This window comes from Amycolatopsis sp. NPDC045836, from assembly GCF_056431745.1.
The window spans coordinates 65,075-79,143 of sequence record NZ_JBWKKF010000003.1 but is presented as its reverse complement, the minus strand read 5'-3'; the positions used below and the strand labels follow the sequence as shown (position 1 = coordinate 79,143).

General features: G+C 70.5%; 12 protein-coding genes. 9 read left to right on the top strand and 3 right to left on the bottom strand.

Annotated features, from left to right (window positions below; genetic code table 11):
• The first annotated feature begins 38 nt into the window (after positions 1-38).
• The 4 genes from AC07EG_RS05565 (at position 39) to AC07EG_RS05550 (ending at position 3,416) form a co-directional block, all read left to right on the top strand.
• On the top strand, positions 39-974 hold the full coding sequence (locus AC07EG_RS05565) for a class I SAM-dependent methyltransferase (protein WP_478251821.1): 936 nt from the start codon (positions 39-41) through the stop codon (positions 972-974).
• 182 nt (positions 975-1,156) lie between these two features.
• Positions 1,157-1,483 (top strand): non-heme iron oxygenase ferredoxin subunit, encoded by a 327-nt coding sequence (locus AC07EG_RS05560; protein WP_478251820.1) that lies wholly within the window; start codon positions 1,157-1,159, stop codon positions 1,481-1,483.
• 97 nt (positions 1,484-1,580) lie between these two features.
• A complete protein-coding gene (locus AC07EG_RS05555) occupies positions 1,581-2,177 on the top strand; it encodes a 3-phenylpropionate/cinnamic acid dioxygenase subunit beta (RefSeq protein ID WP_478251819.1) in 597 nt (198 codons plus the stop codon).
• A 45-nt stretch (positions 2,178-2,222) separates the two neighbouring features.
• Positions 2,223-3,416, top strand: a complete 1,194-nt coding sequence (locus AC07EG_RS05550) for an aromatic ring-hydroxylating oxygenase subunit alpha (protein ID WP_478251818.1) — start codon at positions 2,223-2,225, stop codon at positions 3,414-3,416.
• A gap of 555 nt (positions 3,417-3,971) precedes the next feature.
• Here the strand turns inward: AC07EG_RS05550 and AC07EG_RS05545 are convergent.
• Positions 3,972-5,204, bottom strand: coding sequence for a cytochrome P450 (locus AC07EG_RS05545; protein ID WP_478251817.1), 1,233 nt, complete (start codon positions 5,202-5,204; stop codon positions 3,972-3,974).
• Between the two features lie 719 nt (positions 5,205-5,923).
• Here AC07EG_RS05545 and AC07EG_RS05540 point away from each other — a divergent pair.
• From AC07EG_RS05540 to AC07EG_RS05530, 3 genes are read left to right on the top strand one after another with little or no spacing between them, the layout of a single operon-like run.
• Positions 5,924-6,949, top strand: a complete 1,026-nt coding sequence (locus AC07EG_RS05540; RefSeq protein WP_478251816.1) for a ParB/RepB/Spo0J family partition protein — start codon at positions 5,924-5,926, stop codon at positions 6,947-6,949.
• A 9-nt stretch (positions 6,950-6,958) separates the two neighbouring features.
• On the top strand, positions 6,959-8,254 hold the full coding sequence (locus AC07EG_RS05535; protein ID WP_478251815.1) for an acyltransferase domain-containing protein: 1,296 nt from the start codon (positions 6,959-6,961) through the stop codon (positions 8,252-8,254).
• A 17-nt stretch (positions 8,255-8,271) separates the two neighbouring features.
• Positions 8,272-9,036 carry a thioesterase II family protein gene (locus tag AC07EG_RS05530; protein WP_478251814.1) on the top strand — a complete coding sequence of 255 codons (765 nt, stop codon included), beginning with the start codon at positions 8,272-8,274 and terminating at the stop codon, positions 9,034-9,036.
• Between the two features lie 6 nt (positions 9,037-9,042).
• On the opposite strand, the gene AC07EG_RS05525 is transcribed toward AC07EG_RS05530, so the two are convergent.
• Together AC07EG_RS05525 and AC07EG_RS05520 are read right to left on the bottom strand one after the other, a co-directional pair.
• A complete protein-coding gene (locus tag AC07EG_RS05525) occupies positions 9,043-10,722 on the bottom strand; it encodes a non-ribosomal peptide synthetase (protein ID WP_478251813.1) in 1,680 nt (559 codons plus the stop codon).
• Positions 10,719-11,960 (bottom strand): ATP-grasp domain-containing protein, encoded by a 1,242-nt coding sequence (locus AC07EG_RS05520; protein ID WP_478251812.1) that lies wholly within the window; start codon positions 11,958-11,960, stop codon positions 10,719-10,721. Before AC07EG_RS05520 ends, AC07EG_RS05525 begins: the two co-directional genes overlap by 4 nt.
• On the opposite strand from AC07EG_RS05520, the gene AC07EG_RS05515 reads away from it, so the two are divergent.
• Complete coding sequence (locus tag AC07EG_RS05515) at positions 11,959-12,591, top strand: transposase (RefSeq protein ID WP_478251811.1); 633 nt, start codon at positions 11,959-11,961, stop codon at positions 12,589-12,591. The genes AC07EG_RS05520 and AC07EG_RS05515 overlap by 2 nt on opposite strands.
• Positions 12,592-12,841: 250 nt before the next feature.
• Positions 12,842-14,065 (top strand): aminotransferase class V-fold PLP-dependent enzyme, encoded by a 1,224-nt coding sequence (locus tag AC07EG_RS05510; protein ID WP_478251810.1) that lies wholly within the window; start codon positions 12,842-12,844, stop codon positions 14,063-14,065.
• The last annotated feature ends 4 nt before the right edge of the window (positions 14,066-14,069 follow it).

Below are 14,069 nucleotides of genomic sequence, written 5' to 3'. Positions count from 1 at the left end.
AACAGTCATACCAGACCGAGCAATGGGGAGAAGTGACAATGGTTGATGCGAAGCCGGCTGAACTGAGCCCGGCGGTTACCGGGAACGACGGCGACGAGGTGGCCGCGAAGACCAAGGAAGCGGTCTCTTCCGTGTACGACATGATCGCCGCCAACTGGAATTTCGGTATTCTGTGGAACTGGGGATTCCACGATCCCGGACTGCGGCGGGAGGTCGAAGAGATCATCCCCGGTTTCGACAGTTTCGACACCGATGGTTTCTCTGAGCTCATGTACTTCTACGCGCTTCGCCAGGTTCCGCTGAGCTTTGCGGACTACCACGGCAAACGCGTGCTCGAGGTCGGCAGCGGTATCGGTGCCGGACTCAACTTCCTGTCTCGGGTGGTCGACGGGGCGGAAATGTCCGGCGTGGACATCTCCAAGACCGCGGTCGACCGGGCGAACGCGCGTTATTCACGTGGGAACAAGCTCTCCTTCACCGTTGGTGACGCCGAGTCAATTCCATTCGAAGACGGCGCCTTCGATGTCGTCGTGAACGTGGAGAGCTCGCATCTTTATCCACGTCTGGGCGGCTTTTTCGACGAGGTCGCACGGGTGCTCAAGCCGGGTGGTTACCTCTCGATGGTCGATCTCTTCACCGAGCAGCAGGCGGCCACCTTCGACAAGGCGGTGTCTGAATGCGGGCGGTTGGACTGGCTGGCGGAGAACGACATATCCACGCAGGTCAAGGCCGCCATCCGGCAACGCATGACGGCGGGGAGCTACCTCTTCCGCTCTTTCTCGAAGGAGAAGATGTCACCGCTGAAGCGGGTAGTCGTCAAGCACGGCTTGATGGCGTCCCTCGGCGCGGCGTTCACCGGCAAAGCCAGTACGACGCCGCTGGCGAAGTGGGCGCGGAAGATGAACGGGTTGTCCTCGGTCGACACGGCACCGGTGCGGGCGTATCGCCACCACTTGGCGACCCGCATTCCCTGAGTTACCATCGGTTGGCAACACAATGATCTTGAATGTTTCGGCAGCCCACCTGAGACGGGCCATGGCGGGTGGGGCTCTGGTTGCTGAACCAGCGGTTCGACCGTCGCGATTCTGATTCCGGCCCGGCCAGCCGTCACCAGACGACCACGAGGATCTATCAGGGCGTCAGGAAGAGAGGTCCGATGAGTGCAGCGCCCACTGAGCTGGTCCCGGTGTGTCCTGCCGATGAGCTGGCGTTGGATGAGCCCCGGGGAGTGGAGACCCCGTGGGGGCCGGTCGTGGTGGTGCGCGCCGCCACCGGTATCTACGCCGTGACCGATCGGTGCACGCACGACGACGTACCGCTCTCGGACGGTTTCGTCGATGGCGAAACGGTGGAGTGCCCGGCACACCTTTCCCTGTTCTGCCTGCGCACCGGGGCCGCGCTCACGATGCCGGCCACCGAGCCCGTCGAGACCTGGACGGTCGCGGTGATCGACGATGTGATCTACCTGAAAGCTCGGCGATGACCCTGCCCCCCGATCGACCGGGACCTCTGGTCCTCCGGGTCGAACTCGCGATTTCCGCTACCCGTTGACCGCCCCGATTCCCTGAGGGAGTCTCCGCATGACCGCGTCCACCGAGCCCGTCATCTCCACCCAGGCATACCGGCCTCGACCAGCCGATGCACCGCCGGTGCGGCCACCGCGCCGTGTTCCACCCCCGGTGCTGTACGAGATCGAGCAGTTCCTGTACTTCGAAGCACGGCTGCTCGACGAAGCTCGCTTCAACGACTGGTTCGACCTGATCGCTGACGACATACACTACTTCATGCCGTTGCGGCGTACCCGGCTGCACCGCGATCTGCTCGCGGAAGCCAGCGGACTCGACGAGTTCAACCACTACGACGACAACAAGGGTACGCTGGCGCTCCGCGTGACACGGCTGCAACAGCCGACGGCGTGGTCGGACAACCCGCCGCCCCGCACCGTCCGGTCGATCACCAACATCACCGCCGAACCCACCGACGTAGAGGACGAATACCTCGTCCGCAGTGTGTTCCGCATCTACCGCAACCGGCTGGCCGATGACGTCGACTCCTTCTCCGGGCGGCGAACCGACACCCTGCGTGCCCATTCCGGCCTGGGTTTCCAGATCGCCAACCGCACCATCCACCTCGCCGAGAGCGTGGTGCAGGCCAACAACCTCGGCCTGTTCTTCTGACAGGCAGCCGATCCGACATCGAGTAGTGACGGGAGCGTGACGCGGATGTATGCGGATCTGATCGATTTCGAGAAGACCGGAACGGTCTCTGCTGACATCTTTCACTCGGAAGAAATCTATCGACGGGAGCTGAGCACGGTCTTCGCCCGCTCGTGGCTGTTCCTGGCTCACGAGTCGCAGCTGCGCTCGCCGGGGGACTTCGTCACCGCGATGATGGGCGAGGACCCGGTCATCGTCTCGAGGCAGCGCGACGGCGGCATCCGGGCCGTGCTCAACGTGTGCAGGCACCGGGGGATGCGGGTGTGCCGCCAGGACTCCGGCAACACCAAACGGTTCACCTGCGCCTTCCACGGCTGGTCCTACGACACTTCGGGCGCGCTGGTCCAGGTGCCGCGCGAGGACGAGGGCTACCACGGCCGGCTGGACAAGGAAGGCTGGTCACTGATCCCGGTCACCCGCGTCGAATCCTACCGCGGCATGGTCTTCGGCTCCTGGGACCCCGAAGTCGCCGACCTGGCCGACTACCTCGAGACCGCCCGGCCCGCCTTGGATTCGTTCATCGACACGCTGGGTGGTGACATCGAGCTGGTCGGGCCGATGAAATGGCGGGTCAAGGGCAACTGGAAGCTGCCCGCTGAAGGATTCGCCACCGATGGCTACCACACCGACACCACGCACGCCTCCGCGTTGCAGGCCATGGGAGGAATTCCCCAGCCGGATGGGAAGGTCTTCCAGTACTCCAGCGATGCCGGGCACGGTGGGGCGATGGTCGACCTGACCGGCCAACCCACGGTCGCGCACGCCACGGTGTTCCCCAACTTCTCCGTGCTCGGGTTCGCCGGTCCGATCCGGTTGTGGCAGCCGCGTGGCCCCGAGGAGATGGAGATCTGGGCTTGGGTCGCTGTTCCGGTCGGAGCCGACGCGGAGACCCGGCGGCAGAGGCTCAACGGCATCTCGCTGGTGTTCTCGACATCTGGCATCTTCGAAAGCGACGACAACGACAACTGGTCGGAGATCTCCGCGGTGGGCCGGGGGTTCGCCGCCCGCAGTACCCCGCTGAACTACCAGATGGGCATGGGCTTCGAGGACCACACCGGCGCCGAGATCCCCGGGTTCGACGTCCGCACCGGACACCTGTTCAACGACATCGGTGCCCGCGGTTACTACACCCGCTGGGCGCAGCTCATGGACGGAGCCGAACTCAACCTCACACCTTCGGCGCCACCGCCGCGTCTCTGAGCGCCCGGCGCCGGCGCTGGCGTGACCGGACACGGCCGGTCGAACCCCGCTCTGCCAGCCCCGCCCGCCAAGCAGCGGGCCTGTATCGAATTCGGCGGTGACTGCTTGAGCTGAGCCGTTGCTGCCGCGACGGATCATGGGCAGCGGCGCACGCGCTGTTCCGGCGCTGGCAGCGGGCCGGGGGTCCACGAACTGCACCTGAGCTGCGAACGGGGCCGGAAGCCACTGTCTGTGGTGCTCACCGCCGGTCAGCGAGGCGACAGCCCGCAGTTCGCCCCGATTCTGACCGCCATCCGGGTCCCGCGAGCCAGCGGTCGCCGTGCGCGCACTCGCCCCGACCGTGTCCTGGCCGGCCAGGACGCTCATCGCCAGGCCAGGGGATCACACACGGTGGCAGGCCGCCTGCCTTCGACCCGGAAACCTGCAGGCAGCGCCACGCCGTCGAGTGCGGCATCAACCGGCTCAACCGCCACCGCGCTGTGGCCACCCGCTACGGCGAACTCGCCGCACGCTACGAATGGCTCTGACCGGCTTCGACACAGGCCCTGACGGACGTCATCGGCGACCCGCGCTAGCCGGCCGATGCCGGCGGCGCGGGTCGCCGAGGCGGGTTACCAGGCTTTTCGGCCCAAGCAGGTTCGTGTGTTCGTGGAACTCCGCTCGAACCAGTTGCAGATCTGGGTACCGAGCGAATAACGCCTCCAACGCGATCCGGGTTTCCAACCTGCTCAACGGTGCACCGATGCAGAAATGGATTCCGTGCCCGAAGCCCAGATGGGGGTTGGGGCTGCGGGTGATGTCGAACGCATCGGGCTGCTCGAATTGCTGTTCGTCGTGGTTGGCGGCCACGGTCCAGGTCGCGACCACGGTCCCGGCCGGGAGGTCGAGGCCGCCCAGCGCGACCGGTTCTGTGGTCAACCGGTAGGTCGTGGCCGTGGGCGGGAAGTAGCGGACCGCCTCCTCGATGGCCCCCGGAACGGCGGAGGGATCGGCGCGCACCGCGGTCCCCGCGGCCGGGTACTCGTGCAGGAGCCGGACGGTGTTGCCGAGGACCAGCGTTGTGCTGATGTGGCCGGCCATCAGCAGAACGGCCGGGATGCTGAACAGTTGCTGCTCGGTGAGCCGTTCGCCGTCGATCTCGGCCGCCAGCAGGCGGCTGATCAGGTCGTCGCCCGGCTGGGCCCGTCTGCGGTGGGTCCAGGTGGCGAAGTAGTCCCCCATCTCGGACAACGTCGCGTTCATCGACCGCAGCGACACGGTCTCCTCGTGGACGTTGCCGCGCGGGTCCGCCGCGAGGAGCGTGTCCGCCCAACCCTGGATCAGGGGCCGGTCTGCGCTGGGCAGGCCCAGCAACTCGGTGATGACGAAGACGGGGAGTGCGTGGAACAGTACCTCGACCAGGTCGGTCTCGTCGTTGCCGGCTGCTTCGTCCAGCAGTTCGTCCGTCAGCTGGGCGATCCGCGGCGCCAGCCGCTGCACGGCGCGCGGGGAAAATCCTTCGCCGATGAGAGTGCGGAGTTTGCGGTGGTACGGCGGGTCGACGACGCCGACGTGTCCTTCGACCAGGCTCGGCCCGTCGGCGTCGGCGGGCATCTGTGAGCTGAAGTCGGAGGAGAAGGTGGCCGGGTCCAGCAGTACGCGTTGTACCTCGGCGTAACCGAACACGTGGCAGATCCCGGAGTTGTCGTACTGCACGCGACCGGCCTGTCGGGTTTCCGCTGCCCATTCCAATAATTTCCGGCCCCCATCGGAATTGTCGGGGGGCTGCGTGATCGACGACCGGTTCATGACTCCTCCAGCTGTGGAGCTTCGGACTCGGCTGTCACCTTAGGGGAACGGCCTCGCCGCGCGATACTCTCATCGCCGTCGGGTGCTGGGTAGGCAGCGCGCGTTGGGGACAGTTGACCTGGAATACGGTTCGAAAGTAAAGTGGGTCTTGGTTGCCGGATCGCAGTGAGCTCGCCTCGATCCGGCCAGGAGGGGCTGGGGAGCGGCTCGCGGGGGTCGGGGGAGGCTGCGGGGTCACCCGGCGCCGCCGAGGGCCGGAGTCAGGGGCCTGCCGCTCGGTGGCCTCTGCGCCAAGCCAGCAGCATGCCCTCAGCGGTGACCCGCTGCTACCTCCGCCCGGTCGGAGCCGCCAGCGGTCACTGGCGTCGGCCGCAAGTGTCATCCGGTATCACGCTTGCCATACCGGGCGAACCAGGATACGCGCGGCCCTGCCGGTGACATTCTGCGTTCGCTCAGAAGTTCATCGTTCCCTGAATCGCCCGAACGGACGAATCATTTATAACTGGTTGCGGTGAAGAGTTTTCCGCTGCTAGGGTCAGTTTGTTGGTTTACGCCGAAAGTGTGAGAAACTGGGGCCAGTCGTATGCCAAGCTCGCCGTAGCGCGTTCAGTTCTGAAACCGTTCCGTGTTTGTTGACCGGAATCGTGGCGCACGGCTCGGGTGACCATTTGTTCCCTTTTCTTCCTGTCCTGACGTCTGAATATCCTCATGGAGTGCTGATGGTGCAGCCGGGTCGCCTGCCGGATGGCGGGGTTCGTGGTGAGTCCGGGGCGTGCGTGGACTGGGTGCGGGCCGAGCTGGCGGGTTGCCCGGTGGAACTGGTGGAGGTCGCGGGCTTGTCGGCCTCGGGATGGGTGCGCAGCGGGGGCGAGGACGACGCCCACGTCGGCCTGCTCGCGGAAGCGGAGGCGGAATTGCCGCCGATCGTCGTGCACGGCCCGACGATGCGGATCATCGACGGGGTGCACCGGGTCCGCGCCGCCGTGCTGCGCGGGTGTTCGCGGATTGCCGCGGTGCGCTATTCGGGCAGCGCGGAGGACGCGTTCGTGCTGTCGGTGTGGCTGAACCGCGCGCACGGGTTGCCGCTGGGCCGCGGTGACCGGCGGGCGGCGGCCGAGCGGATCCTCGCCTCGCACGGGCACTGGTCGGACCGCCGGATCGCGGCGGCGGTCGGCCTGGCCGCGGGGACGGTGGCCGGCTTGCGCGAGTGTTCGACTGGGCAGAACGACCAGTTGGCCAGGCGGGTGGGCCGGGACGGCCGCAGCCGCCCGGTGAACGCGGCGGTCGGCCGCCGCCTGGCCGGGAAACTGCTGGTGGAGGAGCCGGGTGCGTCGCTGCGCTCGGTGGCTCGCCGAGCCGGGGTCTCGCCGGCGACGGTGCAGGACGTGCGGCGGCGGCTGCGGGCCGGGGACGATCCGGTGCCCGCGCAGCGGCGCGGTTCCCGGCCCGCACCGTCGCGGCCCGGGCAGTCCTGGGCGGTCTCGGCCGCGGAGATGCGCCGGGCGCTGGAGCAGATGAAGCGGGATCCGGCGCTGCGCTTCAGCGAATCCGGCCGGGTGCTGTTGCGGTGGCTGGACCGGCACGCCACCGGCATCGCCGAATGGGGCCAACTGGTGCAGGCGGTGCCCAGCCACTGCCGGGCGCTGGTGGCGGAGTTCGCCAGGGTGTACGCGGCGGCCTGGGCGGATCTGGCCGGTTCGCTGGAGGACAGCGGTTCGGCCGATCTCGGAATCGCCCAGGGCTGAGGAGATTTCATGCTGCACGCGATCCCGCTGACCGGTGCCACCGCCGCGGAACTCGAGGACCGCACCGCCGCGCTGGCCACCGAACTGGCCACCGCCGCCGGCGGGCCGGCTGCGGTGGCCAAGGCGATGCCGCTGGACCCCGCGCACCGCCACCGGCGCTGCGTGCTCGCCCACGACACCGCGCACGCGCTCGCCACCGTCCGGGACCGGGACACCCGCTGGCTGCTGACCCGGTCACCGGCCGACGGCGAACCGGTCACCGCGACGCCGTCGGTGGCGGTGTTGTTCGCCGGGTTCGGCAAGCTGTCCGTGGTGCGCGGGTCCGATCTGTACGACCGGCTCGGCCGGTTCCGCGCGGTGGTCGACCGGCTCAGCGACCTGCTCGTGGCCGAGTTCGGCGTGGACCCCCGGCAGGCGATGTTCGCCCCGGCCGACGACCCCCGGGCCGTGGAACACGGGGAATCGCTGCGCCGCAACACGATCGGGCACCCGGCGCTGTTCGTGCTGGAGTACGCGCTGCTGCGGGTGTGGCAGGACTGGGGCGTCGAACCCGCGACGATGCTGTCCCACAGTCTCGGCGAGTACGTCGCCGCCACGGTGGCGGGCGTGCTCGACGCCGAGGACGCGCTGCGGCTGATCGTGCGCCGCGCGCTGATGGTGGACGAACTGCCGCAGGGCCGGATGCTCGCGGTCTCGCTGTCCAGGGAAGCGCTGGCACCGTACCTGCGCGAAGGGCTGTGGCTGGCCGCGACGAACGGGCCGGACGTGAGCATCGCGGCGGGCGGCACCGCCGACACCGAGGAACTGCGTGCCCGGCTGACCGCCGACGGCATCCGCTGCGGGCTGCTCGACACCACCCACGCCTTCCACACGCCGAAGCTGGAGCCGGTGCGCCCGCGCCTGGTCGAACTGGCCGCGTCGATGACCAGGAAACCACCGCGCCTGCGGTACGTGTCGTGCCTGACCGGCACCCGGCTGAACCCGCGCCAGGCCACCGATCCCGAGCACTGGGGGCGCCACATGTGCTCACCGGTGCTGTTCAACGAAGGGCTGCGCGCGCTGTGGCGCCGCCCGCCCGGCGTGGTGCTGGAGATCGGGCCCGAGCAGACGGCGCTGAACATGGCCACCCGCTTCCTCGCGTCGAGCGGCGCCGAACCGGCGCCCGTGGTGGCTTCGCTGGCGCCGTCACCGTACTGGGAGTCCGACACCGACAGCCTGCTGGCGGCCGCCGCGCGCCTGTGGCTGGAGGGCGTGCCGGTGAACTGGGACGCGATCCGGTCCGACCGGGCCGCGGCGGAGAACTGAGAACAGGAGGGCACGGCATGGCCGGAACGACCCGCAATCCCTGGGTGCTCACCCCGCAGCCCCGGCCCGGTGCGGCACTGCGGCTGATCTGCCTGCCGCACGCGGGCGGCGGCGCGGCGGCCTACCGGGACTGGCCGGGCTGCTTCAGCAGTGACGTCGAGGTCGACCTGGTGCAGCTGCCCGGCCGCGAGAACCGGATGTTCGACCCCCCGCACTCGCGGATGGACACCCTGGTCCCGGCACTGGCCGAGCACCTCGGCCCGCTCACCTCGAGCCGGTACGCGTTGTTCGGGCACAGCATGGGCGCGCTGGTGGCGTTCGAGCTGAGCCGGTACCTCGGCGCGGACCGGCGGCCGGAGGTGCTGATCGTGTCCGGGCACCACGCCCCGCACCTGGAGCGCACCGGCCCGCACCGGCACGCGCTGCCGGAGGCCGAACTGGTCGAGGCACTGCACGAGCTGGGCGGCCTGTCACCCGAGGTGCTCGGCAACCCCGAGTACCTGAAGCTGGTGCTGCCCACCGTCCGCGCCGATCTGGCCGTGGTGGAGGAGTACGCGTGGCCGGGCGGTGAACCACTGACCCACGACCTTCTCGCGCTGGGCGGGACCGAGGACCGGATGGTGCCACCGGCCGACCTGCGTGCCTGGGACCGCCACACCACCGCGCGGTTCACCCACCGGGTCTTCCCCGGCGGGCACTTCTACCTGCAGGACCAGCTCGTCGACGTGATCGACGAGGTGCGCCGCGCGCTCTTCCCGGCGGACCAGCGCGCGGCGCGCTAGGTCAGGTCAGCGTTCGTCCAGCGAACGGGCCAGCTCACCCGCGGTCTCGGCGAGCAGGAGGTCGGCGAGCGCGATCGGCAGCCCGGTCGCCCGCCGCAGTTCCGCGGCGACCCGGTTCATCCGCAGCGAATCGCCGCCGAGTTCGAAGAAGTTGTCGTCCATGCCGACCGCGTCCACGCCGAGCACGGCCTGCCAGGTCTCGGCGACCAGTTTCTCGGCCGGGGTGACCGGGGCGGGACCCGCCTCGGTCACCGGCTCGCCGGGAACCGGCAGCGCCGCGGTGTCCACCTTCCCGTTGGGGGACAACGGCAGCGCCGGGAGCTGGAGCAGCGACGACGGCACCAGGTAGGCGGGGACCCGCTCGGCCAGCCACGCGCGGAGCGCGGTCAGGTCGACCTCGCCGCTTTCGGGCACCACGTACGCGAGCAGCCGGGCGCCGCCCCCCTGGTCCGGCACACCGAGCGCGGCGGCGGCGCGGACCTCGGGGTGCTCGCCGAGGCAGGCTTCCAGCGCACCGGGCTCGACCCGGAACCCCCGGATCTTCACCTGCCGGTCGGCCCGGCCGCAGAACTCCAGGGCACCGCCGGGCAGCCGCCGCACCAGGTCGCCGGTGCGGTAGCGCCGCGTGCCGCCCGGACCGGCGACGAACCGGGTGGCCGTCGCGCCCGGCCGGTCGTGGTAACCACGGGCCAGGTTCACCCCGCTCACGTAGAGCTGGCCGGTTTCCCCGTCCGGCACCGGGACCAGCTTGTCGTCCAGCACGTGCGCGGTGACCCCGGCCAGCGGCCACCCGATCGGCAGCGTGTTCCGGCCGTCCGCGGCCAGTGCGCCGAGGTCGGGCTGGAGGGTGGTGAAGGTGGTGCACTCGGTCGGGCCGTAGCCGTTCACCAGCCGCGTTCCCGGCGCGAGCGCGGCGGCCTGGCGGACGACGTCGGCGCGCACGGTGTCACCGCCGGCGAACAGCAGGCGCAGCGCGCCCGGCAGCCGCTTCTCCGCGGTCACCAGCTCGTGGAACAGTCCCGCGGTGAGCCACGCGACGCTGACCCGCGCCCGCTCCAGGAACTCGAGCAGCTCGCCGGTGCCCAGGGCACCGGGTGGTGCGATGGCGAGGGTGGCGCCGCGGGTGAGCGCGCCCCAGACCTCGAAGGTGGAGGCGTCGAAGGCCAGCGGCGCGTACTGCAGGACCCGGTCGCCCGGCTCGATGCCGAGCCCCGGCTCGGTCACCAGGTTCACCACGGCTTCGTGGGTGGCCACCACGCCCTTGGGCTCGCCCGTGGAACCCGAGGTGTGGACCAGGTACGCGGAATTGCCCGGCAGCGGCGCCTGGGGGACGGCACCGTCCGCGGTGACCAGTTCGGCGGTGCCGGTGAGCACGAGCCGCGCCCCAGAATCGGCGATCACCCGGTCCCGGTGCGCGGGCGGGTGACCCGGGTCCAGCGGGACGTAGAAACCACCGCACTTGAGCACGGCGAGCATCAACACCACGGCTTCGGCGCCGCGCGGGACCTGGAGCGCGACGGGGGTCTCGCGGCGCACCCCCAGCGCGGCCAGCGCGGCGGCCAGCTCGTCCGAGCGCGTCTTCAGCGCGCCGTAGGTGAGCGTGCCGCCGGGATGCCGCAGGGCGATCGCGCCGGGGGAGAGCGCGGCCTGGCGGTCGACGAGTTCGGGCACGGTGTTGCCGGTCATCGGGCCACCTCCGGTTCGGCCGCCGGGCGAAGGGTTTCGCCGACGAGCTGGCTGAGGAATCGCAACTGCTTGTGGTCGGCCACGGCGCCGTAGACCGTGCCGATCCGGCTGCTCGCGCCGGTCGCGACGGCGGGCAGCACGCGGGGCAGGTCGGCGAGATCGACCTTGCTCACCCCGGGCAGCGCGCGGACGGCGCCCACCCCGCTGACCTGCCGCACCACCCGCGCCCCGTCGGGCGGCAGCACGAAGTGCTGGAAGGACACCCGGTCCCAGCGGGGGCGGTCCGGGGCGGCACCGGTGCCGAGCGCGGCCAGCAGCGCGAGCCGGACCAGGTCCGGGCCACCGGCGCGGCGGACCAGATCGGCCACGTGCCCGCCGAGCCGCCCGTTGACCTCGATCAGCCGCGGCCCGGCCGCGGTGAGCTTGAGCTCGGTGTGCGTGAGGCCGTGCCGGAGCCCGAGCGCGGCGAGCGCGCGCCGGGTCAGGTCCTCGGCCTCGGCCGCCAGGTCGGCGGGGAGCTCCGCCGGGACGAACATGCCGGTCTCCCGGAACCCGGTGGTGAGCGGGAACTTCCCGGTGACCGCGAGCGGCACGGTGGTGCCGCCGGAGGTCAGCGACTCCACGCTGACGTAGTCGCCCCACCCGCCGAGCGGTTCGCCGGCCAGGTATTCCTCCAGCACCAGCCGGGTCTCCGGACCGGCGAGCAGGCGCCCGGCCAGTTGCCTGCCTTCCTCGGCGGAGCTGATCAGGTGGGTGTTCCGGCTGGAGCCGCCGATCGCGGGCTTGAGCACCGCGGGCAGGCCCACCGCGGTGACCGCGGCCTCGAACTCGTCCGGGGTGTCGACGCGCGCGATGCGGGTGGTGTCCACCCCGGCCGCCGCGAACGCCGCCCGCTGGGCGGCCTTGTCGGTCAGCCGTTCCGCGGTTCCCGGGTCCTGGTAGGGAAGCCCCAGCAGTTCGGCCAGTTCGGCGGTGCGCCGGAGCTGGTACTCGGCGAAGGTGACGATCCCGGCCACGCCCCGCCGCCGCAGTGCCGCGGCGGTGCGCCGGGTGTCCCAGCCGGTGGTGTCGAGGGTTTCGCCGAGGTCGGCGAGCAGGCCGGCCACCTCGGCCGGGTGCTCGTCGGCCCGGTCGTAGACGAAGAGCGGGGTGCACAGCCCCCGCGCGGCCCGCAGCACGTCGGCGGGCCCGGCCGAGCCGAGGTCGTAGACGACCGCGACCTCCGGCGATGCGGACATGGATCACTCCCGGGGCGTTTTTCGGCGGGATTTGCGCGGCCGACTCTATCGGCGGGCCCCGGTTCTTGTCATCGACCGGGTAATGCGGGAAATGGCTGGGAACGAACACGATTGCCCGATCGCGGGGTGCGGTGCGATGGTCAATTCCATGGCCGATGCGTTGATGCGGAGATTGGTTCCCGACGAGTTGTGGGAATTGGTGGAACCGTTGTTGCCGAAAGCCCCGAAACGCCCGCAGGGTGGCGGCCGGGCCCGGGCCGAGTCGCGCCGGGTCTTCGCCGCGGTGGCGCTCGTGCTCAGCGGGCAGACCTCGTGGCGGTCGGTGCCGCCCGCGTTCGGGGTGGCCGTGCCGACCGCGCACCGCTGGTTCGCGCGGTGGACCGTGGCCGGGGTGTGGGATCGGCTCGCCCTCGCCGCGCAGAATCGGGAAATCGACCCCGAACTGGCCGAATGGCTGCAAGTGCTGGTCGAATCCGCGGTGCGCCGGGCCGGCGCGACCGACCGGCGGAGCCTGTCCGCGATGGCCGCGGGTGCCCCGGCCGAGGTACCGGTCCGGCGGCAGGCCGCGGTGTCCTGCGGGGAGGTCCAACTGAGACGGCCGGAGCCGGGGCCGGTCCGCGTCGCGGTCTGAGCCGACCTGCGGAAATGCGGTTCGCCAATACTGTCTTCGTTCGCCGCGAGCGGTGTTCAGGGTGGCTTGCGCCCGCGCTTTCCGGTGGTAGTGTCGAAGCCGTCCGGTGGTCGTCGGCGGTGATTGCCGACTTTTTCCCCGACCGGCGCGGCCGCAGCTGTTCGTTTGTCGGCGCGCAATTCATGGTTCGGTTTGTTCCCATGCTTGCGGCACTAATACCTCGGAGGTTGCTGGCGTGTGCGGCGGTCGGATGGAGCTTGCCGATCCGGATCTGGGCGGCGTGCCGCGCTTCGACATCGCGCGGGCGCGGGCGGAGACCACCGGCTGCGCCGGGGTGATCCATCTGAACAACGCGGGTTCGGCGCTGATGCCGGCGCCGGTGCTGGACCGGGTGGTCGGGCACCTGGAACTGGAGGCGCGGCTCGGCGGGTACGAGGCCGCCGAACTGGCCGAGGCGGCGGTGCTCGGGGTCTACGAGTCGGCGGGCGCCCTGCTCGGGTGCCTGCCGTCGGAGATCGCGCTCACCGAGAACGCCTCGCGAGCCTGGCAGGCGGCGGTGCAGGCGGTCCCGCTGTCGGCGGGGGACCGGATCGTGGTCGGCGCGGCGGAGTACGTGAGCAACCACCTGGTGCTCCAGGCGGTCCGCCAGGCCACCGGGGCCAGGGTCACCGTGGTGCCGGACGACGAGCACGGCCGGTTCGACCTCGAGTTCTTCGGCGAAGTGCTCGACGAGCGCACGAAACTGGTGGCGCTGACCCACGTGCCGGTCTACGGCGGGCCGGTGAACCCGGTGCGCGAAGTCGGGCGGCTGCTCCGCGACGCACCGGCGTTCTACCTGGTCGATGCCTGCCAGACGGCCGGGCAGCTGCGGCTGGACGTGGCCGACATCGGCTGCGACCTGCTGACCACCGCCGGCCGCAAGTACCTGCGCGGCCCGCGCGGGACCGGCCTGCTCTACGTGAACTCGGCGAGGATGCCCGAACTGCGTGGTGCCTGCCTGGACACCCGCGGCCTGCGCTGGTCCGGCAACGGTGAGGTCAGCGCCCGTCAGGACGCGCGGCTGTTCGAGACCTGGGAAGCCAGCTTCGCCATCCGGCTGGGGCTCGGCTGCGCCATCGACTACGCCCTGGAGTGGGGGATCGACGCGATCTGGGAACGGATCCTGCTGCTGTCGGCGCGGCTGACCGAGCGGCTGGGGTACGTGCCGGGCGTGCTGCTGCCCGACGACGCGTCGGTGGCGCCGAGCGGGCTGGTCCGGTTCCGGCTGCCGGGCGCCGATCCGCACCGAATCCGTGCGGAGCTGCGCCGCGGCGGCGTGAACGTCTCGGTCTCCGAGCGCGAGCTGGCCCCGCTGGATCCCGCGCAGCGCCACGAAACCGCGCAGCTGCGTGCCTCGGTCCACTACTACAACACCGAAGACGAGATCGACCGGTTCGGCGACGCACTCGAACTGCTGCTCAAAAAGGACGCTTGAGAAC